25 protein-coding genes are annotated in these 25,630 nt (G+C 64.3%); 21 read left to right on the forward strand and 4 right to left on the reverse strand.

Going from position 1 to position 25,630, the window contains the following annotated elements; translation table 11 throughout:
- Window positions 1–53 precede the first annotated feature (53 nt).
- The 7 genes from rpsA to galU all read left to right on the forward strand — a co-directional run bounded on the left by rpsA (window position 54) and on the right by galU (window position 7,622).
- A complete protein-coding gene (gene rpsA, locus ACYVGK_RS12815) occupies window positions 54–1,742 on the forward strand; it encodes a 30S ribosomal protein S1 (protein WP_460734251.1) in 1,689 nt (562 codons plus the stop codon).
- Between the two features lie 167 nt (window positions 1,743–1,909).
- Window positions 1,910–2,212 carry an integration host factor subunit beta gene (locus ACYVGK_RS12820; RefSeq protein ID WP_460734253.1) on the forward strand — a complete coding sequence of 101 codons (303 nt, stop codon included), beginning with the start codon at window positions 1,910–1,912 and terminating at the stop codon, window positions 2,210–2,212.
- A gap of 152 nt (window positions 2,213–2,364) precedes the next feature.
- Entirely contained in the window at window positions 2,365–2,628 is a 264-nt protein-coding gene (locus ACYVGK_RS12825) for a hypothetical protein (RefSeq protein WP_460734255.1), read from the forward strand.
- A 3-nt stretch (window positions 2,629–2,631) separates the two neighbouring features.
- Window positions 2,632–3,807 (forward strand): lipopolysaccharide assembly protein LapB, encoded by a 1,176-nt coding sequence (gene lapB, locus ACYVGK_RS12830; RefSeq protein WP_460734257.1) that lies wholly within the window; start codon window positions 2,632–2,634, stop codon window positions 3,805–3,807.
- 4 nt (window positions 3,808–3,811) lie between these two features.
- Window positions 3,812–4,801: an MraY family glycosyltransferase gene (locus tag ACYVGK_RS12835; protein WP_460734259.1), complete on the forward strand. Its 990-nt coding sequence runs from the start codon at window positions 3,812–3,814 to the stop codon at window positions 4,799–4,801.
- A complete protein-coding gene (locus tag ACYVGK_RS12840; protein ID WP_460734261.1) occupies window positions 4,798–6,708 on the forward strand; it encodes a polysaccharide biosynthesis protein in 1,911 nt (636 codons plus the stop codon). The genes ACYVGK_RS12835 and ACYVGK_RS12840 overlap by 4 nt, the downstream gene beginning before the upstream one ends.
- Window positions 6,708–7,622, forward strand: coding sequence for a UTP--glucose-1-phosphate uridylyltransferase GalU (gene galU, locus ACYVGK_RS12845; RefSeq protein WP_460734263.1), 915 nt, complete (start codon window positions 6,708–6,710; stop codon window positions 7,620–7,622). Before ACYVGK_RS12840 ends, galU begins: the two co-directional genes overlap by 1 nt.
- Before the next feature lie 50 nt (window positions 7,623–7,672).
- Here the strand turns inward: galU and ACYVGK_RS12850 are convergent, their stop codons facing one another.
- Window positions 7,673–8,104 (reverse strand): hypothetical protein, encoded by a 432-nt coding sequence (locus ACYVGK_RS12850; RefSeq protein ID WP_460734265.1) that lies wholly within the window; start codon window positions 8,102–8,104, stop codon window positions 7,673–7,675.
- A 45-nt stretch (window positions 8,105–8,149) separates the two neighbouring features.
- Here ACYVGK_RS12850 and ACYVGK_RS12855 point away from each other — a divergent pair, with 45 nt between their 5' ends.
- The 3 genes from ACYVGK_RS12855 (at window position 8,150) to ACYVGK_RS12865 (ending at window position 10,179) form a co-directional block, all read left to right on the forward strand.
- Window positions 8,150–9,445 carry an NAD(P)/FAD-dependent oxidoreductase gene (locus ACYVGK_RS12855; protein WP_460734267.1) on the forward strand — a complete coding sequence of 432 codons (1,296 nt, stop codon included), beginning with the start codon at window positions 8,150–8,152 and terminating at the stop codon, window positions 9,443–9,445.
- Between the two features lie 57 nt (window positions 9,446–9,502).
- Window positions 9,503–9,877 (forward strand): tRNA-binding protein, encoded by a 375-nt coding sequence (locus ACYVGK_RS12860; protein ID WP_460734268.1) that lies wholly within the window; start codon window positions 9,503–9,505, stop codon window positions 9,875–9,877.
- A 98-nt stretch (window positions 9,878–9,975) separates the two neighbouring features.
- Window positions 9,976–10,179, forward strand: coding sequence for a hypothetical protein (locus ACYVGK_RS12865; protein ID WP_460734270.1), 204 nt, complete (start codon window positions 9,976–9,978; stop codon window positions 10,177–10,179).
- Between the two features lie 74 nt (window positions 10,180–10,253).
- Here the strand turns inward: ACYVGK_RS12865 and ACYVGK_RS12870 are convergent, their stop codons facing one another.
- The 3 genes from ACYVGK_RS12870 to ACYVGK_RS12880 all read right to left on the reverse strand — a co-directional run bounded on the left by ACYVGK_RS12870 (window position 10,254) and on the right by ACYVGK_RS12880 (window position 14,559).
- Window positions 10,254–11,462, reverse strand: coding sequence for an acetyl-CoA C-acyltransferase (locus ACYVGK_RS12870; RefSeq protein ID WP_460734272.1), 1,209 nt, complete (start codon window positions 11,460–11,462; stop codon window positions 10,254–10,256).
- 26 nt (window positions 11,463–11,488) lie between these two features.
- Entirely contained in the window at window positions 11,489–13,864 is a 2,376-nt protein-coding gene (locus ACYVGK_RS12875) for a 3-hydroxyacyl-CoA dehydrogenase/enoyl-CoA hydratase family protein (protein ID WP_460734274.1), read from the reverse strand.
- Window positions 13,865–13,938: 74 nt separating this feature from the next.
- A complete protein-coding gene (locus tag ACYVGK_RS12880; RefSeq protein WP_460734276.1) occupies window positions 13,939–14,559 on the reverse strand; it encodes a TetR/AcrR family transcriptional regulator in 621 nt (206 codons plus the stop codon).
- Between the two features lie 228 nt (window positions 14,560–14,787).
- Here ACYVGK_RS12880 and ndk point away from each other — a divergent pair, with 228 nt between their 5' ends.
- The 11 genes from ndk to ACYVGK_RS12935 all read left to right on the forward strand — a co-directional run bounded on the left by ndk (window position 14,788) and on the right by ACYVGK_RS12935 (window position 25,609).
- A complete protein-coding gene (gene ndk / locus ACYVGK_RS12885) occupies window positions 14,788–15,213 on the forward strand; it encodes a nucleoside-diphosphate kinase (protein ID WP_460734278.1) in 426 nt (141 codons plus the stop codon).
- A gap of 14 nt (window positions 15,214–15,227) precedes the next feature.
- Window positions 15,228–16,469 (forward strand): dual-specificity RNA methyltransferase RlmN, encoded by a 1,242-nt coding sequence (gene rlmN, locus ACYVGK_RS12890; RefSeq protein WP_460734280.1) that lies wholly within the window; start codon window positions 15,228–15,230, stop codon window positions 16,467–16,469.
- On the forward strand, window positions 16,456–17,292 hold the full coding sequence (locus ACYVGK_RS12895; RefSeq protein WP_460734282.1) for a tetratricopeptide repeat protein: 837 nt from the start codon (window positions 16,456–16,458) through the stop codon (window positions 17,290–17,292). Before rlmN ends, ACYVGK_RS12895 begins: the two co-directional genes overlap by 14 nt.
- Complete coding sequence (locus ACYVGK_RS12900) at window positions 17,289–18,092, forward strand: helix-turn-helix domain-containing protein (protein WP_460734284.1); 804 nt, start codon at window positions 17,289–17,291, stop codon at window positions 18,090–18,092. Before ACYVGK_RS12895 ends, ACYVGK_RS12900 begins: the two co-directional genes overlap by 4 nt.
- A 78-nt stretch (window positions 18,093–18,170) precedes the next feature.
- On the forward strand, window positions 18,171–18,800 hold the full coding sequence (locus tag ACYVGK_RS12905; protein WP_460734286.1) for a YfgM family protein: 630 nt from the start codon (window positions 18,171–18,173) through the stop codon (window positions 18,798–18,800).
- Between the two features lie 29 nt (window positions 18,801–18,829).
- The gene (gene bamB, locus ACYVGK_RS12910) at window positions 18,830–20,011 is read left to right on the forward strand and encodes an outer membrane protein assembly factor BamB (protein ID WP_460734450.1); all 1,182 of its coding nucleotides are present in this window, start codon (window positions 18,830–18,832) and stop codon (window positions 20,009–20,011) included.
- Between the two features lie 101 nt (window positions 20,012–20,112).
- A complete protein-coding gene (gene der, locus ACYVGK_RS12915; protein ID WP_460734288.1) occupies window positions 20,113–21,513 on the forward strand; it encodes a ribosome biogenesis GTPase Der in 1,401 nt (466 codons plus the stop codon).
- Between the two features lie 30 nt (window positions 21,514–21,543).
- Window positions 21,544–22,134: a molybdenum cofactor guanylyltransferase gene (gene mobA, locus ACYVGK_RS12920; protein ID WP_460734290.1), complete on the forward strand. Its 591-nt coding sequence runs from the start codon at window positions 21,544–21,546 to the stop codon at window positions 22,132–22,134.
- Complete coding sequence (locus ACYVGK_RS12925) at window positions 22,127–23,341, forward strand: molybdopterin molybdotransferase MoeA (protein WP_460734292.1); 1,215 nt, start codon at window positions 22,127–22,129, stop codon at window positions 23,339–23,341. Before mobA ends, ACYVGK_RS12925 begins: the two co-directional genes overlap by 8 nt.
- Window positions 23,342–23,417: 76 nt before the next feature.
- Complete coding sequence (gene moeB / locus ACYVGK_RS12930) at window positions 23,418–24,545, forward strand: molybdopterin-synthase adenylyltransferase MoeB (protein WP_460734293.1); 1,128 nt, start codon at window positions 23,418–23,420, stop codon at window positions 24,543–24,545.
- 11 nt (window positions 24,546–24,556) lie between these two features.
- Complete coding sequence (locus tag ACYVGK_RS12935; RefSeq protein WP_460734295.1) at window positions 24,557–25,609, forward strand: DUF2272 domain-containing protein; 1,053 nt, start codon at window positions 24,557–24,559, stop codon at window positions 25,607–25,609.
- The last annotated feature ends 21 nt before the right edge of the window (window positions 25,610–25,630 follow it).

The following is a 25,630-nucleotide window of genomic DNA, read 5'->3' on the forward strand; positions in this document are numbered from 1 at the left end:
CAACAGTCCCCGTCCCCCGTCTGCGACCCGTGTGTTCAACTGAGTAATTTTCAATGACCGAATCATTTGCCGAACTGTTTGAACAGAGCCAGACCAATCTGGCTAAGCTGAAGCCTGGCTCGATCGTCATCGGCACCGTCGTGGAAGTCCGCGGCGACGTCGTGGTGATCAACGCCGGCCTCAAGTCCGAAGGCATCGTGCCGATCGAACAGTTCCGTAACGATGCAGGCGAAATCGACGTTGCCGAAGGCGACGAGGTCAAGGTCGCTCTCGACTCGATCGAGAACGGCTTCGGCGAAACCATCCTGTCGCGCGAGAAGGCCAAGCGCTCGATGGTGTGGGACGAGCTGGAAGAAGCCCTGCAAGCCAACGCCACCATCACCGGCCGCATCAGCGGCAAGGTCAAGGGCGGCTTCACCGTCGACATCAAGGACGTCCGCGGCTTCCTGCCCGGTTCGCTGGTCGACGTGCGCCCGGTGCGCGACTCGTCCTACCTCGAAGGCAAGGAACTCGAGTTCAAGCTCATCAAGCTGGACCGCAAGCGCAACAACATCGTCGTCTCCCGCCGTGCGGTGGTCGAGAGCGAACATTCGGAAGAGCGCGAGCAGCTGCTTGAGAAGCTGGTCGAGGGCGCCGTGCTGAAGGGTGTGGTCAAGAACCTCACCGACTACGGCGCGTTCGTCGACCTCGGCGGCATCGACGGCCTGCTGCACATCACCGACATGGCGTGGAAGCGCGTGCGTCATCCGTCCGAAGTCGTGGAAGTCGGCGCAGAGCTCGACGTCCGCGTGCTCAAGTACGACCGCGAGCGCAACCGTGTTTCGCTGGGCCTCAAGCAGCTGGGCGAGGATCCGTGGGACAACATCGCCCGTCGTTACCCGGCCAACACGCGCGTGTTCGGTAAGGTCTCCAACGTCACCGATTACGGCGCGTTCGTCGAGATCGAGCCGGGCGTCGAAGGTCTGGTGCACGTGTCCGAAATGGATTGGACCAACAAGAACGTCAATCCGTCGAAGATCGTCCAGGTCGGCGACGAAGTTCAGGTCATGGTCCTGGATGTGGATGAAGAGCGTCGCCGCATCTCGCTGGGCATGAAGCAGGTCACCTCGAATCCGTGGGAAACCTTCTCCGTGCTGCACAAGAAGGGCGACAAGGTGTCGGGCCAGATCAAGTCGATCACCGACTTCGGCATCTTCATCGGCCTGGACGGCGGCATCGACGGCCTGGTTCACCTGTCCGACATCAGCTGGAACACCACCGGCGAAGACATCGTGCGCAACTTCAAGAAGGGCGACACGCTGGAAGCCGTGGTGCTGGCCGTTGACCCGGAACGCGAGCGCATCTCGCTGGGCGTCAAGCAGCTCGAGCAGGACCCGATGGGTCAGTACGTGGCTACCAACGCCAAGGGCTCGATCGTCAAGGGTATCGTGAAGGAAGTGGACGCCAAGGGCGCCACCGTCGAACTCGACGGCGGCATCGAGGGCTACATCTCCGCTCGCGACATCTCCCACGACCGCGTGGACGACGCCAGCAAGGTGCTGAAGGTCGGCGACGAGATCGAAGCCAAGATCGTTGGCACGGACCGCAAGGGCCGCAGCATGCAGCTGTCGATCAAGGCGAAGGACCAGGCCGAGCAGGCCGAAGCCCTGGCTGACTACAACCGTCAGTCGTCGGAAGCCTCCAGCGGCACCACCAAGCTGGGCGCGCTGCTGCGCGAACAGCTGGGCAACAAGGGCGAGTAATCGCCCCCGTTGAGGTAAGTTGTTGAAACAACGAAGGCGGCCCGGTATGCCGGGTCGCCTTCGGTCTGTAAGACGATTCGTGTCCGGGGAGTGTCTCCGGGCACGTGATCGATGAAGGTGGCACTGGGGAGTGCCAGCTTTGCCGTCAGGGGAGTTGAAGCTACGTCATGACCAAGTCCGAACTGATCGAGATCCTGTCGCAGCGTCAGGCCCACCTGAAGGGCGACGACGTGGATCTGGCAGTGAAGGCGCTGCTCGAAATGATGGGCGGTGCGCTTTCTTCCGGCGAGCGGATCGAGATCCGTGGCTTCGGCAGCTTCTCCCTGCATTTCCGCCCGCCGCGCCTGGGCCGCAACCCGAAGACGGGTGAGTCGGTCGCGCTGCCGGGAAAGCATGTCCCCCATTTCAAGCCGGGCAAGGAATTGCGCGAACGCGTCAGTGGCGTGACCCCGGTCGAAGAGAACGACTGACGCCAGTCCTCGAGGTGTCCTGCAAACGGACATCCCATTTGCCCACGCTGTCGGCAAACGACCCCCGATCGACATTTCCCGCCTGCGCGCGTCGCTTAGTCGCAACGCGTCCGTTAAGCTACGTCAGTGACGATGTGGCTCCGGAGGCCGTCATGCGTGTAATCCGCCTGCTGATGGCCTTCGCCTGCATCGCGCTTGGCGCTGTGGTGGGAGCACTCAATCGACAAGGCGCCATCATTGATCTCGGCGCGGCACAGATTCCCACCACGCTCGGCGTCGCACTACTTGTCGCGTTGCTGCTCGGCGTCCTGCTGGGCGGTCTGGCGATTGCAGCCAGCGTCGTCCTGCCGCTGCGACGACGTCTGGCCAGCAGCGAGCGACAACGCACCCCGTCGACCCCCACTACCGGGTCCTGATACATGGAATTCATCAACGAGTGGTTCTGGTTCTTCCTGCTGCTACCGATCGCGGCCGTCAGTGGCTGGGTAATCGGTCGGCGTGGGGGCGAACGCCATAGCGACAGCCAGGTCAGCAAGCTGTCGATGACCTATTTCCGCGGCCTCAATTACCTGCTCAATGAGCAGCCGGACAAGGCCATCGAGCTGTTCCTGCACATTGCGGAACTGGACAAGGAAACCTTCGAGACGCAGGTCGCCCTCGGCCATCTATTCCGCCGTCGAGGCGAAGTCGATCGCGCCATCCGGCTGCATCAGGCGCTGGTGCAGCGTCCGGGCCTGAGCGATCAGCAGAAGGTGCAGGCCTTGCTGGCACTGGGCGAGGACTACATGCGTTCGGGATTGCTCGATCGTGCGGAAACCGTCTTCAGTGATCTGGTTGCGTTGGACACCGCGCCACTGGCACTCAAGCACCTGATCGGCATCTACCAGGCCGAGCGCGACTGGGACAAGGCGATCGAGAACGCGCGGCGCTACGAAGCAGCCACCGGCGAAGCGATGGGCAAGCTGATCGCGCAGTTCGAATGCGAAGTCGCCGAACGCCACCGCGCGGGCGGGGACACCGACGCTGCACGTGCGACCGTGGCGCGTGCGTACGAGGCCGATGCGAATTCGGTTCGGGCCGGAATGATCGAAGGCCGCATCGAGCTGGACGCAGGTAACGATCCGGGTGCGATCCGCGCATTCGAACGCGTGGCGCGCGCTGATCCCGATTACCTCCCGGAAATCCTGCCGCCGCTGCTCTCGTCCTACGAAAGGGTGGGGGACAATCCCGGTGCCAAGGCCTTCCTGGCCGAGATGTGCGAGCACTACCGCGGTATCTCGCCGGTGCTTGCGCTGACCCAGATGGTCGAGGCGGACGAAGGCGTTTCAGCCGCTCGTGCCTACCTTGCCCGCCAGTTGAAGGATCGTCCTTCCGTGCGCGGCGAAGCGGCGCTGATCGACCTTACCCTGGCGGAACAGGCGGATCCGCTCGCCACGCTGCACGATCTCAAGCACATCACCGATCAGCTGCTGGTGCGCAACCCGAGCTATCGCTGCACGCGCTGCGGATTCGGCGCGCGCAGCCATCACTGGCAGTGCCCGAGTTGCAAGGAGTGGGGTTCGGTGAAGCCGTTGCTGAATTACGCGGTGGTCTGACCGGATGCTGATCTGGCTACTGCTGCATTTCACCATCGGGCTCATGGGCACCTGGATGGCCCGGCAATACGCGCTCCGGCGCGAACTGATCGATCACCCGGGCGAGCGTCGCAGTCACCACGTGCCAACGCCACGCGGTGGTGGCCTCTCCATCGTGATAGCGCTGCTCGTGGCCACCTGTGTCGCGGCGTGGCACAGCCCGCAGCAGATCGTGCTGATTGCGGGCTTCGGGTTGGGACTGTTGCTGGTCGCCGGCATTGGCATGGTCGACGACCATCGCCCGCTGTCCCCCTGGCTACGACTTGGGGTGCAGGCTTTCGCCGCCACCGTATTCGCGCTGGCGGTCGCCGGAGCATGGGGCGATCCGTTGGCCGCGATCCTTGCCTTCATCGCCGTGATGGTGCTGACCAACATCTGGAACTTCATGGATGGTATCAACGGCATCGCCGCCAGCCAGGCCGCCGTAGTTGCGGTGGGACTGGCGATGCTTCTGGGCGGGATCTGGGGTTGGATGGCGCTGGCCCTGGCCGCCGCCTGCCTTGGCTTCCTGCCATTCAATTTCCCCAAGGCCCGAGTCTTCATGGGTGACGTTGGAAGTGGGGCGCTGGGATTCGCCTTGGCGGGTCTGTTGGTAGTGGCTTGGAAGCGCAGCGACGTTCCGATGCCTTTGCTGCTGTTGCCGCTTACCCCCTTCCTGGTCGACAGCACGCTTACCCTGCTGCGACGCCTGCTCAGGCGCGAACGCTGGTGGACCGCCCATGCCCAGCATGCCTATCAGCGTTGGGCTTTCCGGCTTGGTAATCACACGCCTGTGACGTTGGCGTACGCAGGCTGGTCGGTCGCGGGGTGGCTGCTGTCGTGGTGGCTGGCGGCCAGGACGGAGAGGGCCATGGTGACCGGATGCGCGATCTGGCTCGCGGCAGCTGCCCTGCTGTGGGCCTTGCTGCAATACTTCCCAGTCAATGAAAGTTCGATTGAAAAGGACAGGAAATGAGTTCCTGGTTTGAGCGATGGAAGAGCCTGCTGCCGCGCCAAGCTGTGGTGCTGCATGACCTTTTCATGGTTTGGCTGGTGTGGCAGGGACTGCACCGTCTGCGCTGGGGCATGGTTCCCAATCCGCCGGAGACCGACCTGTGGAGCACCGAGGTCGCCCTGGTGCTGGCCGCCCAGGGTCTGGTGTTCTGGCAGATCGGCCTTTACCGCGGGCTCTGGCGCTTCGCCAGCGTGCCGGACCTCTGGAACATCGTGAAGGCCTGTGTGCTCGGCCTGTTTGCGATCCTGCTGGGACTGTTCCTCTACAACCGCCTGGACATGGTGCCGCGCACCGTGCTGGTGCTGTACCCATTGGCGCTGATGGCGCTTCTGGGAGCGCCGCGCCTGCTGTACCGCGCCTGGAAGGACAGCCGTACCGAAGGTAGCCGCGAAGGCAGCGTTCGCACGCTGATTCTGGGCGCCGGTCGCGCGGGTGAGGCTCTGGTGCGCGATCTGCGTCGTGTCGGCACGTATCAGCCGGTGGGTTTCCTCGATGACGCTTCCGGACTCCGCGGCAGCAAGGTGCAGGGCATCCCGGTGCTGGGCACCGTGCAGGACGTGGCTGAAATCGCGCGCGAAACGGCGGCGAAGCTGCTCGTCATCGCCATGCCATCCGCCGATGCCAGCGCGATGCAACGCGTATTGGCGGCCTGCGAACGCACCGGACTTCCATTCCGCATGGTGCCGCGTCTGCAGGACGTGCTCGAGGGAAGGTCGTTGCCGGGTGAGCTCAAGGAAGTCGCGATCGAGGACCTGCTCGGGCGTAAGCCAGTGTTACCCGACTGGAAATCGATCCGTGGCTGGCTGGGCGCGCGCACGGTGCTGGTCACCGGCGCCGGCGGCTCCATCGGTTCGGAACTGTGCCGGCAGTGCGCACGCCATGGTGCACGCAGGATCGTCCTGATCGAAATCGACGAACTCGCGCTTATCAACACCGAGACGACGCTCAGGCGCGACTTCCCGGATATCGAGTGTATCCCGTTGCTCGGCGATTGTGGCGACCCGGCGCTGATCAACCACGCATTGAAGCTGACCGAACCCGACGCGGTCTTCCACGCCGCTGCCTACAAGCAGGTCCCGGTGCTGGAGACGCAGTTGCGTGAGGCGGTCCGCAACAACGTGCTGGCGACGAGTACGGTCGCACATGCTTGTCGCGAATACGGCGTGGGTACGTTCGTGCTCATCTCGACCGATAAGGCGGTCGACCCGGTCAACGTGCTGGGCGCTACCAAACGCCTGGCCGAAATGACTTGCCAGTCGCTGGCTGACCATCGTTCCACCCGTTTTGTCACGGTGCGCTTCGGCAATGTGTTGGATTCGGCCGGTAGCGTGGTACCGCTGTTCCGCGAACAAATCCGCCGGGGCGGACCAGTCACGGTGACCGATCCGGAAGTCACCCGGTTCTTCATGACCATTCCCGAAGCCTGTCAGTTGATCCTGCAGGCCTCCGCCATCGGCACGCACGAAGCCATCTATACGCTCGACATGGGCGAACCGGTACCGATCCGACTGCTGGCGGAGCAGATGATCCGCCTCGCCGGCAAGCACCCGGGACGCGATATCGCCATCGTGTATACCGGCCTGAGGCCCGGGGAAAAGCTGCACGAGACGCTCTTCCACGCCGATGAGCGCTATCGCCCAACGGCGCATCCCAAGATCCTACAGGCCGAGCCGCGCCAAGTGTCGGCGCAGAGCATCGAGCACGCCGTGGCCCAGCTGCGAGAGGCCAGCGCACGCTACGACGTCGACGCACTCAAAGTGCTACTGCGCGCCGCTGTACCCGAATTCGAACCAGTCGGTTCGCATGGCGTGCAACATGTGGCGTCTACCGTAGTTGCATTCCCTATTCGTAACGCCAGGAACATTTGATGTCGCCAGCTTCAAAGCAGAACCGCATCCGTATTGCGGTCTTTCCAGTCGCCGGACTCGGCACCCGCTTCCTTCCCGCCACCAAGACGGTGCCGAAGGAAATGCTGCCGGTCATCGACAAGCCTCTGATCCAGTACGCCGTCGATGAGGCCGTGGAGGCAGGCTGCGACACGCTGGTATTCATTACCAATCGCTACAAGCACGCGGTCGCCGACTACTTCGACAAGGCTTACGAGCTGGAACAGAAGCTCGAGCGCGCTGGCAAGGCGGAACAGCTGGACCTGGTGCGCAATGTGTTGCCGTCGCACGTGCGCGCGATATTCGTAACCCAGGCCGAAGCGCTCGGGCTGGGGCACGCCGTGCTGTGCGCCAAGCCCATCGTCGGGGACCAGCCCTTCGCCGTGTTGCTACCGGACGATCTCATCTGGAATCGCGGCCCCGGGGCGCTCAAGCAGATGGCCGACGCGGCCGAAGCGACGGGTGCCAGTGTGATTGCAGTCCAGGATGTTCCGCAGGAACAGACGGCCAGCTACGGCATCGTGGCTACCGAGTCGTTCCAGAATCGTCAGGGTCGGATTACCGCGATCGTGGAAAAGCCGCGCCCCGAACAGGCGCCGAGTACGCTGGCGGTCGTGGGCCGTTACGTTCTCAGTCCGCGGATTTTCGATCTTCTGGAAGCCACGCAGCCCGGCGCGGGCGGTGAAATCCAGTTGACCGACGCCATCGCCAAGCTGCTGGCGGAAGAACCGGTCAACGCGTATCGCTTCCAGGGCACCCGCTTCGATTGTGGCACCCACATCGGCCTGATCGAAGCCACGATCCGCTACGCCCTCGACCACGAAAAGCTGAGTGACTCGGCGCGCCGCTTGATGCAGAACGCCCTGGACGAACTCGGCGTGGAAGACCTGGAGTAAGGCCGCCGGCTACTGATCGCTGCCGCTCCACGGGTTCGGAGCGGCGCGTTTCAGCCGCTGAAATGCCACCAAGCCCAGGCGGCCCATCCGACCAGCAGTCCGGCCAGCGCCAGGGCTGCCGTACCCGCGGCCTCTACCCGTCGCGCCCAGGTTTGCCCAGGCGCGTCGCGTAGCACGCGCACATCGCGCCAGGTCTTCCATTGCGCCGGCGGGAAGCGACCTTCGCTCCTCGATACCTGGCCCAGCTGGCGAAGCGATAGGCCCAGCCCGACGGCGGGGATCGCCAAAGCGATTCCCAAACCGCAAAGCAATAGGCGCACCCAGAACCGGACCGTACTGGGATCGCTGCCGCCCAGTTGCACGGTCAGGTGACTGAGCCACGCCTGCAGTTGCCATAGCAACACGCCGCACATCAGGACGATGCCAGCGAGCAGCCACATGGCGCGCTTGCGATAGGCTTTGTCGGCTGGATGAAGTTCCATCGAGTCTCTCCCCATGGGTTGTAATCACACTCGCGTCGTCCCTTCATGTCCAGTCCGCCTATCAGCTATTACCGCGCTACCGTCACAGAACGCGCATCCGCCGTACCGCTGGTCGCTCCGATCGAGGCGCAGGTATGCGTAATCGGTGGCGGTTTCGCTGGCCTGAACACGGCCTTGGGACTGGCGGAGCGGGGGATGCGCGATGTCGTGTTGCTGGAAGCGGACGAGGTCGGGCATGGCGCTTCGGGGCGCAACGGCGGCTTCGTGTTCGGCGGTTTTTCGCGTGGCGAAGACGCGCTGCTGCGTGAGCTCGGACCACAGCGTGCGCGTGCGCTCTATCAGGGCACGACGGATGCCGTCCGGCTGATCCGTAGCCGCATCGATCAATACGCCATCCAGTGCGATGTCAGCGACTCGGGAATCGTCTGGGCGAATTGGTTCCGCGATCCTGCGGTATTGCGTGAACGACAGGCGTTGCTGGCCGATCACTACGATGCGAATTGGGAATGGTTGCCGCAGGCGGAGCTGCGACAACGCATTCGTAGTGCCCGCTACCACGACGGTTTGTTCGAACGGCACGCGTTCCATTTTCATCCGCTCAAGTACGCGCAGGGCATTGCCCAGGCCGCGAAGGCGCACGGCGTCAGCATTCACGAACGCAGCCCCGTCACCGGGCTGCAACGAATAGGCACACAATGGCGCGTGACTACGCCCCAAGGGGAAGTGCTTGCCAAGGAAGTCGTGCTCGCTTGCGGCGGGTACCTGGCGGGCCTGCGCAGAGCCGTCGATGCAGCGGTATTGCCTATCGCGACTTACGTGATGGTGACCGAGCCGCTTGGTCCGCGCATGAGCGAGGTGCTGTCGACCTCCTCCGCTGTTTACGACACACGTTTCGCTTTCGACTACTACCGGCCGCTGGTGGATGGGCGCCTGCTGTGGGGCGGCCGGATATCGGTGCTCGACCGTTCGCCGGAAGCCGTCAAGCGACTGCTGTACAAGGATCTGCTGAAGGTCTTCCCGCAACTCGAGGGCGTCGGCATCGATTACGCCTGGTCAGGGCTGATGAGTTACGCGCGTCACCAGATGCCGCAGATTGGTCGCATCGATGAGGGGCTGTGGCTTGCTCAGGCGTTTGGTGGACATGGGGTGGCACCTACCACGTTCGCGGGCGAGGTGCTGGCTGCCGCCATTGCCGAGGGTGATGCGCGCTGGCGCGAATTTGCCGATTACGGCGTGGTATCCGCGCTGAAACCCGCGGGGTTCGTCGGTGCCCAGCTCAGCTATTGGTGGGCGGAATTCAAGGACGCATGGAAGGCGGCGCGGAAAGGGAGCGACGACTGACTTCGCAACTTCGACGTTCCATCCACGATGACAATCGGCTGCGCGGAACCGGGCACCATGACAGCCGTTACCGACCAACAGCTGCAACCGGTTATGCAAACCCAGACCATCGAATGGAGCGACTTCGAGAAAGTGATGCTTTGCGCGGGCACTGTGCTGCGCGTCGAGCCTTTTCCGGAGGCACGCAAGCCCGCCTGGAAGTTATGGGTCGATTTCGGCCCACACGGCGTACGCAAGACCAGTGCGCAGGTGAAGGCGATCTATTCCGCGGATGAGCTGATAGGTCGACAGATCGTCGGCGTCGTCAATTTCCCGCCGAAGCAGGTGGGGCCGTTCGTATCCGAATTCCTGTTGACCGGGTTCCACACCGACGAGGGAGTGGTCATCACCACGGTCGAGCGCCCAGTGCCCAACGGTGCACGGATGGCATGACGGGCCGGAAGATGAAATCGAATTAATCTTCCAGACATTCTGCGGAAGGCCGCGGTTGGCTAGCTTCGAAGCGTCATCCAGACCGCGGGGAACTACAAATGCGCCGTTACCTGATGCTTGCTGTTGCTGCCGCCGCACTGTTCAGCATGAATGCCATGGCAGCTACCTCGGGCGCTGCTCCCAAGTCCTTGTCGACGGTTCGCTGCCGCGATGCCAAGGGGCATTTCATCACCTGCGCGAAGAAGGTCGCACCGCAGCATTGTCGTGATGCCAAGGGCAAGTTCGTGGCTTGTTCGAAGTAAGTTTCGAGGTGTGCGGTAAGACAAAGGGCGGCCTAAAGCCGCCCTTTGCATGTTTTTCCGCACACGACGGCTACTTACAGCGCTTCGAAGATCCCCGCCGCGCCCATGCCGGTACCGATGCACATCGTTACCATGCCGTACTTCTGCTGACGACGACGCAGGCCATGCACGATGGTGGCGGTGCGCACGGCACCGGTCGCGCCGAGCGGATGGCCCAGCGCGATTGCGCCGCCGAGCGGATTGACCTTGGACGGATCCAGCTGCGAATCACGGATCACTGCCAGCGCCTGTGCGGCGAAGGCTTCGTTGAGTTCGATCCAGTCGAGCTGGTCCTTGGTCAGGCCGGCCTGTTTGAGCGCCTTCGGGATCGCGGCGATCGGGCCGATGCCCATCACTTCCGGGCGCACGCCGGCGACCGAGAAGCTGACGAAGCGGGCGAGGGGCGTCAGACCGTAGTCCTTGATGGCCTGCTCTGAGGCCAACAGCACCGCGCCGGCGCCGTCGGACATCTGAGAGCTGTTGCCTGCGGTGACCGTGCCGCCGAACTGACCGTTGCGGAACACCGGCTTCAGCTTGCCTAGACCTTCCAGCGACGTGTCCAGGCGCGGGCCTTCGTCGACCTCGACCAGCGTCTTCTTCAGACGGATCGTGTTGCCTGCCAGGTCGGGCAGGTGCGAAACGACTTCGTACGGCGTGATCTCGCTCCGGAATTCGCCGGCCTGGATCGCAGCGATGGCCTTCTGGTGCGAGGCGAGGGCGAACGCGTCCTGATCCTCGCGCGATACCTTCCATTCCTCAGCAACCTTCTCGGCGGTGATGCCCATGCCGTAGGCGATCGCCACGTTCTCGTTGTTGGCGAATACGCTTGGGCTCAGGGCGACCTTGTTGCCCATCATCGGCACCATCGACATCGATTCGGTGCCGCCGGCAAGCATCAGGTCGGCGTTGCCCAGACGAATCTGATCCGCGGCGAGTGCCACGGCCTGCAGGCCCGACGAGCAGAAGCGATTGATGGTCTGCGCGGCCACGGTATTGGGCAGGCCGGCCAGCAGCGCGCCGATGCGCGCCACGTTCATGCCTTGCTCGCCTTCGGGCATGGCGCAGCCGATGATCGCGTCATCGATGCGATTGACGTCGATGCCGGGCGCCTGAGCGACCACGCTGCGCAGCACGTGCGCGAGCATGTCGTCGGGGCGGGTGTTGCGGAACACGCCGCGCGGAGCCTTGCCGACCGGAGTGCGGGTGGCGGCGACGATATAGGCTTCTTGAACTTGCTTGGTCATTGTCGTGATTCCTGTGTCGTCGTCGCTTAGTTGCGCAGCGGCTTGCCGGTCTTGAGCATGTGCGCGATGCGTTCCTGCGTCTTCGGCATCTGCGCCAGGGCGACGAAGTGTTCGCGTTCGAGCTTGATCAGCCATTCCTCGTCGACCAACGTGCCGCGATCGACTTCGCCGCCGCAGAGCACGGTCGCGATCCGGGTGGCGATCTCATAGTCGTGCGGCGAGATGAAGCGGCCTTCCAGCATGTTCACCAGCATCATCTTGAAAGTGGCGACGCCGACGTCGCCGGCTATCTGGATGCGGCGTGCGGGCAGAGGCGGGCGGTAGCCGGATTCGGCCAGCGCACGCGCCTGCGCCTTGGCGACGTGGAGCAGTTCAAAGGCGTTGAACACGACGGAGTCGGTGTCGCGCGCGACCTTGAGCGACTTGGCTTCGAAGGCCGAGGTCGACACCTTGCCCATCGCAACGCTTTCGAACGCGGTCTTGAGCTGGGCGAACACGTCGCCGCCCGGGCCGGCGGCTTCCGAGGCGCGCACCGCGAATTCCTTCAGCCCACCACCGGCCGGCAGCAGGCCGACACCGGCCTCGACCAGACCAACGTAGCTTTCCAGCGCGAACACGGTCTTGGCCGCATGCATCTGGAATTCGCAGCCGCCGCCGAGGGCGAGGCCGCGCACGGCAGCCACCACGGGCACCTGCGCGTACTTGATGCGCTGGCTGGTGGTCTGGAAGTTGGCCACCATGCCTTCGAAGCCCTTGAGGTCGCCGGCCTGCAGCAGGCCCAGCGCGCCTTGCAGATCGGCACCGGCGGAGAAGGGTTCCTTCGGCTGCCAGATCACCAGGCCGCGGAAGTCCCGCTCGGCAATCGCGATGGCTTCCTGCAGGCCATTGAGCACATGGTCGTTGACCGTGTGCAGCTTGGTCTTGAAGCTGACCACGGCGATGTCATCGCCTTCGTCGGCCCACATCCGCACGCCGTCGTTCTCGTAAACCGTGCGGCCTTGCGAAAACTTCTCGCCGATCAGTGCATCCGGGAAACGCTGGCGCGCATACACCGGGTTGGACGAGCGCGGCACCATCGCATGGCGCGATGGGCTGTAGCTTCCGGCGGTGCCGTGCACGCCTTCGCGGCCATCGAACACCCAGTCCGGCAGCGGCGCAGTGCTCATCGCCAGGCCCTTCACGATGTCGTCGGCTATCCATTCGGCGACCTGTTTCCAACCGGCGGCCTGCCAGGTTTCGAACGGCCCGAGCGACCAGCCGTAGCCCCAGCGGATCGCGAAGTCGACGTCGCGCGCGGTATCGGCGATCGATTCCAGGTGATAGGCGGTGTAGTGGAAGGTGTCGCGGAAGCAGGCCCACAGGAACTTCGCCTGCGGGTTCTCGCTGGCGCGCAGGGCGGCGAACTTCTTCGCCGGATCCTTTTCCTTCAGCAGTGCGGCGACGTCAGCGTCGAGTTCACCGGCCGAGACGCGGAAATCCTGCGCCTTGAGGTCAAGGACGAGGATGTCCTTGCCCTTCTTCGTGTAGAAACCGGCGCCGGTCTTCTGGCCCAGTGCGCCCTTTTCGATCAGCGCGGTGAGCCACTTGGGCGCCTGGAAGTACTGGTGCCACGGGTCTTCCGGCAAGGTGTCCGCCATCGTCTTGATGACGTGGGCCATGGTGTCCAGGCCGACTACATCCGCGGTGCGATAAGTCGCCGACTTCGGACGGCCGATCGCCGGACCGGTCAGTGCGTCGACGGTGTCGAAGCCGAGGCCGGACTGCTCGGTGTGGTGCATTGCGGCCAGCATCGAGAACACGCCGATGCGGTTACCGATGAAGTTCGGGGTGTCCTTGGCGTAGACCACGCCCTTGCCGAGCGTGGTGGTCAGGAAGGCTTCGAGGCCTTCGAGCACCGGAGCGTCAGTGGTGCGGGCCGGGATCAGTTCGGCCAGGTGCATGTAGCGCGGCGGGTTGAAGAAGTGCACGCCGCAGAAGCGGTGGCGCAGTTCTTCCGGGAGCACCTCAGCGAGCTTGTTGATGCCCAGGCCAGAGGTGTTCGAAGCCAGCACCGTATGTGCTGGCACGAACGGCGCGATCTTCTTGTACAGGTCCTGCTTCCAGTCCATCCGTTCGGCGATGGCTTCGATGATCAGGTCGCAGTCCTTCAGCAGCTCCAGGCCCGTCTCGTAGTTGGCCGCCACGATGCGCTCGGCCAGCGCCTTGTCGGCGAGCGGGGCGGGGCTGAGCTTGGCCAGATTGGCGATCGCCTTGGTGACGACGCCATTGGGATCGCCTTCCTTCGCTGGCAGGTCGAACAGCACGGTATCCACGCCGGCGTTGGTGAGGTGGGCGGCAATCTGCGCACCCATCACGCCCGCGCCCAGAACCGCCGCGCGACGGACCAGTAGTTTGCTAGACATGTTTCACAAGTCCTTGATTTATAGCGGGACGAACCCGCCGTTGGGTTGCTTGAAGCAGAAGAGGGCGAAGCGTCTTACGGACTACGGAAGCCCGCGGCCGCGAATGTGATGAGTTCCCGCGCCGCACGTTCACGATGCGCTGCTTCGGTGACACCGACAGGACGCTTGATCAGGCCGAAATCGGCCATGGCGTAGGTCAGCGCGCCCACCACGATGTCCAAGCGCCAGTACAGGGATTCCTTGCTCAGCGCGGGCAGGCAGGCGGCGATGGCCTTGGAGAATTCGCGCAGGACATGGCCGTAGTGCTCGGACAGGAACTTGCGCAGGGCGTCGTTCTTCTCCGCGTAGGCACGGGCGATCATGCGAGCGAAGGCGCCGTTGTGGCGGTCCTGCGCCATTGCCAGGGCCGGCTCGACGAAGGCGGCGAGGATCGGCTCGAGCTCGCCGGGGTGGTCCTTCTGGGCCGTCTTCAGCGCGGTGAGGCGCTTCTGGCTCATTTCGTCCATGCGCCGGCGGAAGACCTCATTGACCAGGTTTTCCTTGCTGCCGAAGTGGTAGTTGACCGCGGCGATATTGACGTCGGCGCGGCTCGTGACCTGGCGCAGCGAGGTGCCGGCGAAGCCGAACTGGGCAAAGAGCTCCTCGGCGGCGCCGAGGATCCGGTCCTTGGTGGAGAAGGGGTGCGGGGTAGCCATTCGTGCGGGCGTTTCAACGGGTGGATTCAAACGTGCGTTTGATGCTGAACCATACGCTACCGCACGTCAACCACCCGAAGGTGAACAGGTGCTCCAAACCGAGCCCTACTTGGGCTAGAATTTGCCCCAGCCATATTGGCTAAACCCGCGATTCGACGCGGGTTTTTCTGTTATTCTCGGGCGCGAACACGGACTGTTTCGCGGCCCGCCTATCCGGAGATATTTCCCATGGCGCTGGAGCGCACCCTTTCGATCATCAAGCCCGACGCCGTCGCCAAGAACGTCATCGGCGAAATCTATTCGCGTTTCGAAAAGAGCGGCCTGAAGGTCGTCGCCTCGAAGATGACGCAGCTCTCCCGCAACGAAGCCGAAGGCTTCTACGCCGTGCACCGCGAGCGTCCGTTCTTCAGCGCGCTGGTTGAATTCATGATCAGCGGCCCGGTGATGATCCAGGTCCTGCAGGGCGAAGGCGCCGTGCTGAAGAACCGCGACCTGATGGGCGCCACCAATCCGAAGGACGCTGCGCCGGGCACCATCCGCGCCGACTTCGCCGACAGCATCGACGCGAATGCGGTGCACGGTTCGGACTCGCTGGAGAACGCGGCGATCGAGGTCGCCTACTTCTTCCCGGCGACCGACGTCTTCGCCCGTTGATTTGAAGTAGAGCAATGAACCAGACCCGCGACATCGCCATCGACATCGTCCCTGCTGCTGCCGACGAGGCGACGCAGGCGGCGCTGCGCGAGTCTGTGAGCAAGACCGCGCCGTCGGAGTCGAAGACAAACATCTTCGACTTCGACCGCGCCTCGCTCGAGCGCTTCTTCGAGGAAGAGCTCGGCGAAAAGAAATTCCGCGCGCACCAGGTGATGAAGTGGATTCATCACCGCTACGTCACCGACTTTGCCGGGATGACCGATCTGGGCAAGGTGCTGCGCGCCAAGCTTGAGGAGCGCGCCGTCGTGCATGCGCCTCAGCTCATTTTCGACAAGGAATCCACCGACGGCACGCACAAGTGGCTGCTCGGCATGGATCCCAAGAACGCGATCGAGACGGTCTACATCCCCGACAAGGGCCGCGGCACGCTGTGCGTGTCCTCGCAGGTGGGCTGCGCGCTCAACTGCCAGTTCTGCTCGACCGCGACGCAGGGTTTCAATCGCAATCTGTCGACCGCCGAGATCATCGGCCAGGTCTGGATCGCGGCGCGCCATCTCGGCAACGTCCCGCACCAGCAGCGCAAGCTCACCAACGTGGTGATGATGGGCATGGGCGAGCCGCTGGCGAATTTCGACAATGTCGTGCGCGCCATGAGCATCATGCGCGACGACCTGGGCTACGGCCTGGCCAACAAGCGCGTGACGCTGTCGACGGCCGGCATGGTGCCGATGATCGATCGCCTGGCTGCCGAGAGCGACGTCTCGCTCGCTGTGTCGCTGCATGCGCCCAACGACGAGCTGCGCAGTGAACTCGTGCCGCTTAACAAGAAGTACCCGATCGCCGAACTCATGGAGTCCTGCGTGCGCTATGCGCTGCGCAAGCGCGGCACTTCGGTGACGTTCGAATACACGTTGATGAAAGACGTCAATGACCAGCCGCAGCATGCACGCGAACTCATCCGCCTGATGCGCGAATTCGATCGTCGCGTGCAGATGAAGGATGCGGCCAAGGTCAATCTGATTCCGTTCAATCCGTTCCCGGGCACGCGCTTTTCACGCCCGGACGACGAGGCCATTCGTGGCTTCCAGAAGCTGCTCAACAACGCTGGAATGATCGCCCCCGTGCGACGCACGCGTGGCGACGACATCGACGCGGCGTGCGGTCAGCTGAAGGGGCAGGTGATGGATCGCACCCGCCGCCAGGCGGAATTCCGCAAGCGCCTGAATGCTCAGGGAGCAGGTGATGCCGCAGCGTAAAGCGCTGATGTTGGCAGTCGTTATCGCGGCGATCGCCAGTGGCGGTTGTGGCAACAAGAGCTATGTGCGTACCAGTCTCGGCGAGCGGCACTACGTCGAACCGGCGGTAAATCGCATCAGCGAAAAGCGCAGCAACAAAGAGCGCGATGGCGAAGCCAGCGCACAGCGCGATCTCGCAGAAATGGAGCGCTATCTGTCTGAGGGTGACTTCGCCTCGGTAAAGCAGACCGCGAACGCACTCCTCAAGCGCAATCCCGCGTCGATCGAAGCGCATACGTACTTGGCGGTGGCCTTGGACAAGTCCGGTGACGAGCCTGGCGCCGGCCAGCACTATTTGCGGGCGGCAGAGCTGGCTCCCACCAACGGCGGCATGCTGGGCAACTACGGCATCTGGCTTTGCGAGCAGGGACGGGTGGACGACGCCATGAACTGGTTCGATCGCGCCCTGGCACTGCCCGGTTTCGCCGACTCGCCGGTGATCCTGGCGAACTCTGGTGCCTGCGCCGACAGGGTCGGGCAACAGCAGCGCGCCCAACGTGATCTGCGTCGCGCCATCGAGCTCGATCCCCAGAACCCGGTGGCTCTTGCTGCGCTGGCGACACGTGAGTTCAAGGCGGGCAACGCCTTCGAAGCCAGGGCATTTTCGGAACGGCGTCTCGCTGCTGCACCAGCCGACCCGAAAGCGTTGTTGCTTGCGTCACAAATTGAACAAAAACTCGGCGACAGCAGTGCAGCTGCGCGCTACGTTTCGCGACTGAAAACGGAGTTCCCCGATGCACCGGAAGCACGGAACTCCGCCAAGGGGGATGGTGGCAGGCAATGACGTATTCCGACCAGATGACGGGTGCCGGTGCTGGCGCTGCCCTCAGGCAGGCGCGTGAAGCCGCAGGCATGTCCATCGAGCAGGCGGCCTCACAGCTGCGCATGACCGTGCGCTCCGTGGCCAATCTTGAAGCTGAAGACTGGAGCTCCCTGGGCGCCCCCGTTTTCGTCCGCGGCCAGTTGCGCAGCTATGCGCGCCTGCTGGGCGTGGACATCGAACCCTACATCGAGCAGACGCCGGTGGCCGTGGTTGCGCCGTCGACGCTCGTGAGCCATACCCACACGCCCGGTTATCAGCGTTTCGCCGAACAACTCGGCCGCCGCGCGATCTACGTGGCCATCACCGCGGCAATCGCGGTGCCGGTATGGCTCGGCACGCGTTCGCATTTCGGCAATGGCCAGCTGGCGGTTCAGTCGCTCGACGTGCCGGCAACCACCGCCCAGACCGAAATCGCGACGCCGTCGCGAGCCGCTGCTCCCGACCGCACGCCACTGGTGGCGTCGATCGCATCGCTCCCGGCGGTGCCGCCGTCGGCCGCGGCGCTCACGATCTCGTTCAAAGGCGACAGCTGGGTGGAGATCCTCGGCCCGAACGACCAGGTGCTCGAGCGCGGTCTGCTTGCCGCTGGCCAGCAGCGCATCTACAAAGCCGGCGAAGTCGCGCGCGTGAAACTCGGCAACATCAATGCGGTCGAAGTGAAGCGCGCTGGGGTTGCCGTTGACCTGGAACCGTTCAGCCGCGCGAATGTGGCGCGCTTTACGCTATCCTCTGACGGTTCCCTCGCGCCGGTCGCCAACTGACCCGCGACGCGGGTCACCTCCCACCGGCGACAGCCGGTCTCCTGACGAACCCTGCCTGACCTGGTGGGGCGGAATTCCATGGCGATCGACGAACTTCTAGACGAACACGAACAGAGCGAGCGCGTCCGCGAATGGCTGCGCCGCAACGGCAGCGCTCTCATCTTCGGCATCGCGCTGGGCCTTGCGGCCATCGGCGGCTGGCAATGGTGGCAACGCCACCAGGACGCGAAGCAGTCGCAGGCAGCGGCTGACTACCAGGCTGCCGTAGATGCGATCCAGGCGAATGACAAGGCTGCAACCGCCAAGGCGCAGGCGGTGCCGGAAGGAATCTTCCGGGCGCTCGCGCAGCTGGAGCTGGCCAAGTCGCAGATCCAGGCCAATCAGACGCAAGCCGCAATTGCGACCCTGAAGTCCATCCAGACGCAGAACCCCGCCGTGGCAGCCATCGTCAATCAGCGCCTGGCGCGTTTGCTGATCGATACCAAGCAGGCCGACGCCGCGCTCAAGCTGATGGCGAATGCAGATTCGCTGGCCGCGCTCGAAATCCGCGGCGACGCCCAGCTGGCGCTCGGCCAGCGCGATCAGGCTCGCGACAGCTATAACAAGGCCCTGCTCAAGGCGGAAGTCGGTGCGCCGCAGCGTCGCGTGCTCGAGCTGAAGCTCACCGAAGCCGGCGGTACGCCCCCCAAGACCGAGAGCCAGTCCTGATGACGTCCAACACTAGCCCGACCTTCCGCATGCCGGCCGCACCGGTATTGCTGCGTTCTTCCGCGGTGCTGCTGTGCGCGTTCGCGCTGACCGGTTGCTCCACGGTCCAGGGTTGGTTCGGCGGCAAAAAGAAGGAAAAGCCGAACGAACCCGCAGCCCTGACCGATTTTGCACCGTCGGCGACGGTTACCAAGCTCTGGTCGGCGCAGGCAGGCAAGGGTGAAGGGCGCACGGGTGTCCGACAGGGCCCGGTCATTGCCGATGGTCGCGTCTATGCCGCGGCGCTGGAAGGAGGTGTGCATGCCTTCGACCTGCAGACCGGCAAGCAGGTCTGGCGCTACGAAAGCAAGCTGCGCCTCTCCGGTGGTCCGGGCGCTGGCGATGGACTGGTGGTGATCGGCGGCCTTGAAGGCGAAGTGATCGCGCTCGATGCCGCGACAGGCGCCGAGAAGTGGAAGGCCAAGGTTCCGGCCGAAGTCATAGCCGCCCCCACCATTGGTCTGGGCAGCGTGTTCGTGCGTTCCAACGACGGGCATGTAACGGCATTCGATGCCGCCAGCGGCGAGCGCCGCTGGTTCTGGGTGTACGAAGTCCCCAACCTGAGCCTGCGTGGCAACGATGCCGTGGTCGTGGGTCCGGGCTACGTCTTTGCCGGCAATGACGATGGTTCGGTCAGTGCCCTGGCGGCTACCGATGGCCACACGCTGTGGAACCTGCCGGTGGCAGTGCAGGAGGGCCGTAGCGAGTTGGATCGCCTTGCCGATGTCGACGGCACCCCGGCGCTGGACGGCAGCACCCTGTACGCGACCAGCTTCAAGAAGCAGACCGTGGCCATCGACGCGTCGAACGGTCGTGGGATCTGGGCTTCGCAGTTCGGTGGCGCGGGACGCCTGGGCGTTGGCAGCGATCGACTGGTCGTCGCCGACTCGTCTGGCAGCGTGTATGCGCTCGACAAGAGCAGCGGTGCATCCCTCTGGCAGCAGCCCGCACTGGCGCACCGCCTGCTGACGTCCGCCGTGGTACAGGGCGATTACGCCGTGGTCGGTGACTACGATGGCTATCTGCACTGGATGAAGCTGGAAAATGGCGAGTTTGCCGCGCGCGCCCGTGTCAGCGGGGACGCGCTGCGGGGTTCGCCCGTAGTCGCCGACGGCATCCTCGTGGCCCAGGACATCGACGGCGAGCTGGCCGCGTTCCGCCTCGGCCAGTAACCCTCGGTTGGTCTTTTGCATGACCCCGGCCCGTGGCCGGGGTTATTGTTTGTGCGGTTCGAAGGCTCGTCCCGATCCGCCCCCTTGATTGGCAGGTTTGCATGCTTCCCCTCGTCGCCCTGGTGGGCCGCCCCAATGTCGGCAAGTCGACACTGTTCAACGCACTGACGCGTACCCGTGACGCGCTGGTGCACGACCAGCCCGGCGTGACCCGCGATCGCAACTACGGCGTCTGCCGGCCGGAGGGCCTGCGCCATTTCGCCGTGGTCGACACCGGCGGCATTGCAGGTCACGACGAGGGCCTGGCCGGCGCCACCGCGCGCCAGGCCCGCGCCGCGGCGGAGGAGGCCGACCTCGTCCTGTTCGTGGTCGATGGCCGTGAAGGTCCGTCCGCGCTCGACGACGACATTCTGAAATGGCTGCGCAAAGCCGCCCGGCCGACGGTGCTAGTGGTCAACAAGACCGACGGCATCGACGCCCGCGCTGCGATGGCGGAATTCGCGCGCTACGGCTTCAGCGATGTGATCGCGATTTCGTCCGCGCACCGGATGGGCATCGACGAGCTGCTCGTCGACATCCAGAAGCGCATGCCCGAAGCCGGCAGCTCGGTCGAGCTCGACAACGACCCGAACCGCATCCGTGTCGCCTTCATCGGTCGCCCCAACGTCGGCAAGTCGACGCTGGTGAACCGACTGCTGGGCGAAGAGCGGATGATCGCGTCGGAGGTGCCGGGCACCACGCGCGATGCAGTCTCGATCGACATGGAACGCGACGGCCGCCTGTATCGCCTGATCGACACCGCCGGCCTGCGCCGCAAGTCGAAGGTCGAGGAGGTGGTCGAGAAGTTCTCGATCGTGAAAACCCTCGCTGCGATCGAGGAATGCCAGGTCGCCGTGGTAATGCTCGACGCCGGCGAAGGCGTGACCGACCAGGACGCCAGCGTGCTCGGCTATGCGCTCGATGCAGGTCGTGCCCTCGTGGTTGCGGTCAACAAGTGGGACAACCAGACCGAATACCAGCGCCAGCAGACCGAGAATCTGCTGATGCGCAAGCTGTCCTTCGTCGAATGGGCCGAGAAGGTGCGGATCAGCGCGAAGCATGGCTCGGGCCTGCGCGAGCTGTTCAGCGCGATCCATCGTGCGCACCGTTCGGCAACCACAGAGCTGGGTACCAGCGAAGTCACCAAGGCGATGGAAATCGCCTACGAAACCAATCCGCCGCCCGTGGTGCGCGGTCATGTCGCCAAGATGCGTTTTGCGCATCCGGGTGGCGTGAATCCGCCGACGTTCATCATCCACGGCACGCGCCTGCGCACGCTGGCCGACAGCTACAAGCGCTATCTGGAAAACTTCTTCCGCAAACGCTTCAAGCTGGTCGGCACCCCGGTGCGGTTCGTCTTCAAGGAAGGCGCCAATCCGTACGAGGGCAAGAAGAACGTGCTGACCGAACGCCAGGTGGCGAAGAAACGTCGCATGATCCGGCACGTGAAGCGCGGCAAGTAACGCCTGCGCGGGCATCGCACGGCACTGTCCTTGCTTCCCATCATTCCGCCGGATCAGCTGACGCTGGGCGTTCTTGCCGGTGGTCGCGCCACGCGGCTGGGTGGCGTCGACAAGGCGTGGATGCAGCGTGACGGCGTCCCGCAGGTGCTGCGCTGGCGCCGTCGCTTTGCCGCTGAAGCCAGCGCGATGCTGGTCAGTGCCAACCGCGATTTTCATCGTTACCGGGAAGCAGGCATCGATGCCGTCGCTGATCGTGTTGAAGGCGACTTCGGCCCAATCGCAGGCATCGAGGCGCTGCTGGCGCATTGCCGTACGCCCTGGTTGCTGACCCTTCCGGTTGACCTGGTCGGCGTCAACGATTGCCTGGCGCAGACGCTATGCGCGGAACGCGCACCCAATGGTGCCTTTGCGCGCGACGAAGACGGCGATCAGCCACTCGTTGCACTGTGGAATGTCGAAGTTGCCTTGCCGGCGGCAGGCGCTGCGATCGAGGGCAACGAAAGAGCCATCCATGCCTTGCAGGCCCGACTGCAAATGCCAGCGGTGCACTTCAATGGCGTACGCTTCGGCAACCTCAACACTCCCGACGACCTGCTAGCTGCGGGGATTCGCCATGACTGATTTCCCCACGGGCCTGTTGTTCGACGAAGCCATGTCGCTGCTGCGCGAAACCGCAGTCCGACACCGTCTCGAAACCGAGTCGCTTGCACTGTCGCGCTGCCACGGGCGCGTACTGGCCGAGGACGTTGTCGCGTCGATGCCGCTGCCGCCCTTCGACAACAGTGCGATGGACGGCTTCGCATTCCGCCAGGCTGACTTGCAGGGCAACGAAACCGCGCTGCGCCTGGTCGGCGAACAGTTCGCGGGCCTCGCCCAACCGCTCTCGCTGCAACCGGGCGAATGCGCGCGCATTACGACCGGCGCGCCGATGCCACCGGGTTCGGACACGGTCGCTATCAAGGAAAACTGCCGGCTCGAAGACACAACGATAATCGTGCCGGGCACAACAGCCTTCGGTGCAAATGTTCGTCGTGCCGGCGAAGATGTGCGCGCAGGAGACCTCGTCCTGCAGGCGGGACAGATGCTCACGCCTGCCCGCGTCTCGCTTGCGGCCTCATTGGGAGTAGCGTCGCTCCGCGTTTCGCGCAAGCCGACCGTGGCGGTCTTCAGCACCGGTGACGAGCTGGTCGAGCCCGGAATGCCTTTGGCGCACGGCCAGATCTACGACAGCAACCGCGATCTGCTGATGGGGCTGCTGCGCGCGGATGGGCTTGAGCCAACCGCATGGCCGCGATTGTCCGACGATCCCAAACAGGTGGAAATCGCACTGCGCGATGCCGGTTGCGCGTTCGATCTGATCATCACTGCCGGTGGCGTGTCCGCGGGCGAGAAGGATCACCTGCCGGGCGTGCTGGCCCAGTTCGGACAGACGCATTTCTGGAAGGTGAAGATGAAGCCAGGCATGCCGCTGCTGTTCGGCAGTCTCGATCAGTCCCGCCTGCTCGGCCTACCGGGCAATCCGGTGTCGGTTCTGGCGACGTATCTGACCTTTGGCCGCGCGTTGATCGACGCCTTGCAAGGAAGAGGCGAATCCCGGCCGGTTTGGCATGCCCAACTGGTTGCGCCGCTCGACAAGGTGCATCCGCGTCGGGAATTCATCCGCGGCCACCTCTCCAGTGGCAGCAATGGCGCACTTCATGTCGAAGCCAACGCGGCCACCGGATCGCACCGACTGCGCGCCGCAGCAGATTCGAACGTGCTGATCGTGGTGCCGGAGGGCTCGCAGCGATACGCGGCAGGTCATGTCGTCGAAGTAATTCCCTTATAGCGCGGGTCTTGCACCCGCCCCAGGCGCCTATCGATCCCATTAGGCTTGGTGCATGCCGTAAAGCGATAATGTGCTCATGGCCATTGTCATCATTTCCCCGGCAGAAGCACTGCGCCGCCAGCAGTCCGGCGCGGTGCTCGTCGACGTACGCGAAGCGCACGAGCGCGCGACCGGCTTCGCTACTGGCGCGGTGGGCATCGCGCGTGCCGATCTCGAAGCCGATCCCCACGCCACGCTCGCGCAGACGGATATGGAAGTTCTGCTGATCTGCCAGAGTGGGGCGCGTTCGATGAAGGCCGCACAGGCCCTGGAGCTCGCTGGCTACAGCAACCTTGCTTCGGTCGAGGGCGGCACCACGCGCTGGATCGCCGACGGCCTACCTTTGACGAAGCCGGAGATCGACACCGACTTCTACGACCGCTACTCGCGCCACCTGCGCCTGCCGGAAGTAGGCGAAGCCGGCCAGCGCCGGCTCGAAGCCGCGCGCGTGGCGATGGTGGGTGCAGGCGGGCTCGGATCGCCTGCTGCCTACTATCTGGCCGCGGCCGGTGTCGGCACCTTGGTATTGGCAGACGATGACGTCGTGGATCGCAGCAACCTGCAGCGGCAGATCCTGCATACCGACGCGCGCATCGGCGTCGCCAAGGTCGAATCGGCGCGCATTGCGCTGTCCGCCCTGAATCCGCGCCTGAAGATCGAGAGTTTTCCCGAACGCATCACCGCCGCCAATGTCGAACGCCTGATCGAAGGCGCGGATGTAGTCGTCGATGGCGCCGACAACTTTCCGGTGCGTTACCTGCTCAACGATGCCTGCGTAAAGTTGCGCAAGCCGCTGGTGTATGGCGCCGTGCATCGCTTCGAAGGGCAGGTGAGCGTTTTCGATGCGGGCCGGCATCGTGGTGAGGCACCGTGCTATCGCTGCCTGTTTCCGGAACCGCCACCGCCGGAAGCCGCGCCCAATTGCGCCGAGGCCGGCGTGCTTGGCGTGCTGCCCGGCGTCATTGGCTTGCTGCAGGCGACCGAGGCGATCAAGCTGATCCTCGGGATCGGCGATGCGCTCGCGGGGCGCCTGCTGAACTTCGACGCGCTGGCGATGCGTTTCCGCGAAACCCGCCTGCGTGCGGACCACGATTGCGCGGTATGCGCGCCGGGGCGCGAGTTCCCGGGCTACATCGACTACGCGAGGTTCTGCGCGGGAAGCTGACGGAGGTCGCGATGGGCAGCGGTAGCGGGCGGAAGGGATGGTCGGACATCGTTTCCTGCAGGGCGGCCGCTGCAATCGGCCTGCTGGCATTGGCCAGGGTCGCTTCAGCGGGAAATCTGTGCGAAAGGATTCCGCAATCGCCGCCGAGCTATGCCTCTCGCATCGCGCTGCTCGCCTGCAGCGAAAATGCGATGTGGTACGGGCCGTTCATCGACGCGCAGGGTCGACTGGCGAGCATCACGGTGGCCGAGTCCGAACGCCTGCGCCTGCAGGATGGTTCGCCTGCCTGGCAGCGCGTGGCCGACTACTGGAAAGGCAGCGGCCTGCTGGGGCAGATGGCCGGATATCCCGGGGCTAGCGACTGCAGCTTCACCAGTGCACCAGCTGGCAATGGACACCTGCAAAGCGCCTCCTGCCGCGCCTTCCTGACCGATACGCCATGGTCGGCGGCATTCGTGTCCTACGTGCTGACCCGGGCCGGACTGCCTGGGTTCACCGCGTCGGCGGGCCATATGGACTTCATCCGCGCCGCGTACCGGCATCCGGACACGTCGCCTTATGTATTGAGCGATCCGGACAGCGCGACGCCTGCTGCTGGCGACCTGCTTTGCTTTGCGCGCGGTCGCGAGCCGATTGGCGCACAAGGGCTGCGTGATTTCCTCGCCAGTGGCAACGGCAATGGATTGAACATGCATTGCGACATCGTCATCGCCGCCAATCCCGATGACGACAGCCATCTGTATCTCGTCGGGGGCAATGTTCTGCAGGGCGTGACCCTCAGGGTCTTGCCGCTCAATCGTAATGGCGTGATCTGGGGGCTTCCGCGGCGAACGGGGCTTCCGGCTGACTGCCTGCCGGACAACGAATCGATGTGCAGCTTCAACCGGCAGGACTGGGTCGCGCTGCTGAAGCTCAAGCCTCTACCGGCCCCCAGCGGCATGCCGGCCGTGCCAGAGGTCCCAACGCAGCCCCAGTGCTGCACGCAATGCCCGCTGCCGATGCCTGCCGATCTGCAGCGGTGTCCGCTGCCGCCCATCGATGCACAGCCGCCTTCGGGCGGCTGAGTCTTCTGCGACTGGGTATTT

The organism is Lysobacter tyrosinilyticus (genome assembly GCF_054779815.1).

Bases quoted from the DNA above. Each gene is read 5' to 3' on its own strand.
- rpsA (WP_460734251.1), top strand. From the start codon at position 54: ATGACCGAATCATTTGCCGAACTGTTTGAACAGAGCCAGACCAATCTG.
- ACYVGK_RS12820 (WP_460734253.1), top strand. From the start codon at position 1,910: ATGACCAAGTCCGAACTGATCGAGATCCTGTCGCAGCGTCAGGCCCAC.
- ACYVGK_RS12825 (WP_460734255.1), top strand. From the start codon at position 2,365: ATGCGTGTAATCCGCCTGCTGATGGCCTTCGCCTGCATCGCGCTTGGC.
- lapB (WP_460734257.1), top strand. From the start codon at position 2,632: ATGGAATTCATCAACGAGTGGTTCTGGTTCTTCCTGCTGCTACCGATC.
- ACYVGK_RS12835 (WP_460734259.1), top strand. From the start codon at position 3,812: ATGCTGATCTGGCTACTGCTGCATTTCACCATCGGGCTCATGGGCACC.
- ACYVGK_RS12840 (WP_460734261.1), top strand. From the start codon at position 4,798: ATGAGTTCCTGGTTTGAGCGATGGAAGAGCCTGCTGCCGCGCCAAGCT.
- galU (WP_460734263.1), top strand. From the start codon at position 6,708: ATGTCGCCAGCTTCAAAGCAGAACCGCATCCGTATTGCGGTCTTTCCA.
- ACYVGK_RS12850 (WP_460734265.1), bottom strand. From the start codon at position 8,104: ATGGAACTTCATCCAGCCGACAAAGCCTATCGCAAGCGCGCCATGTGG.
- ACYVGK_RS12855 (WP_460734267.1), top strand. From the start codon at position 8,150: ATGTCCAGTCCGCCTATCAGCTATTACCGCGCTACCGTCACAGAACGC.
- ACYVGK_RS12860 (WP_460734268.1), top strand. From the start codon at position 9,503: ATGACAGCCGTTACCGACCAACAGCTGCAACCGGTTATGCAAACCCAG.
- ACYVGK_RS12865 (WP_460734270.1), top strand. From the start codon at position 9,976: ATGCGCCGTTACCTGATGCTTGCTGTTGCTGCCGCCGCACTGTTCAGC.
- ACYVGK_RS12870 (WP_460734272.1), bottom strand. From the start codon at position 11,462: ATGACCAAGCAAGTTCAAGAAGCCTATATCGTCGCCGCCACCCGCACT.
- ACYVGK_RS12875 (WP_460734274.1), bottom strand. From the start codon at position 13,864: ATGTCTAGCAAACTACTGGTCCGTCGCGCGGCGGTTCTGGGCGCGGGC.
- ACYVGK_RS12880 (WP_460734276.1), bottom strand. From the start codon at position 14,559: ATGGCTACCCCGCACCCCTTCTCCACCAAGGACCGGATCCTCGGCGCC.
- ndk (WP_460734278.1), top strand. From the start codon at position 14,788: ATGGCGCTGGAGCGCACCCTTTCGATCATCAAGCCCGACGCCGTCGCC.
- rlmN (WP_460734280.1), top strand. From the start codon at position 15,228: ATGAACCAGACCCGCGACATCGCCATCGACATCGTCCCTGCTGCTGCC.
- ACYVGK_RS12895 (WP_460734282.1), top strand. From the start codon at position 16,456: ATGCCGCAGCGTAAAGCGCTGATGTTGGCAGTCGTTATCGCGGCGATC.
- ACYVGK_RS12900 (WP_460734284.1), top strand. From the start codon at position 17,289: ATGACGTATTCCGACCAGATGACGGGTGCCGGTGCTGGCGCTGCCCTC.
- ACYVGK_RS12905 (WP_460734286.1), top strand. From the start codon at position 18,171: ATGGCGATCGACGAACTTCTAGACGAACACGAACAGAGCGAGCGCGTC.
- bamB (WP_460734450.1), top strand. From the start codon at position 18,830: ATGCCGGCCGCACCGGTATTGCTGCGTTCTTCCGCGGTGCTGCTGTGC.
- der (WP_460734288.1), top strand. From the start codon at position 20,113: ATGCTTCCCCTCGTCGCCCTGGTGGGCCGCCCCAATGTCGGCAAGTCG.
- ACYVGK_RS12925 (WP_460734292.1), top strand. From the start codon at position 22,127: ATGACTGATTTCCCCACGGGCCTGTTGTTCGACGAAGCCATGTCGCTG.
- moeB (WP_460734293.1), top strand. From the start codon at position 23,418: ATGGCCATTGTCATCATTTCCCCGGCAGAAGCACTGCGCCGCCAGCAG.
- ACYVGK_RS12935 (WP_460734295.1), top strand. From the start codon at position 24,557: ATGGGCAGCGGTAGCGGGCGGAAGGGATGGTCGGACATCGTTTCCTGC.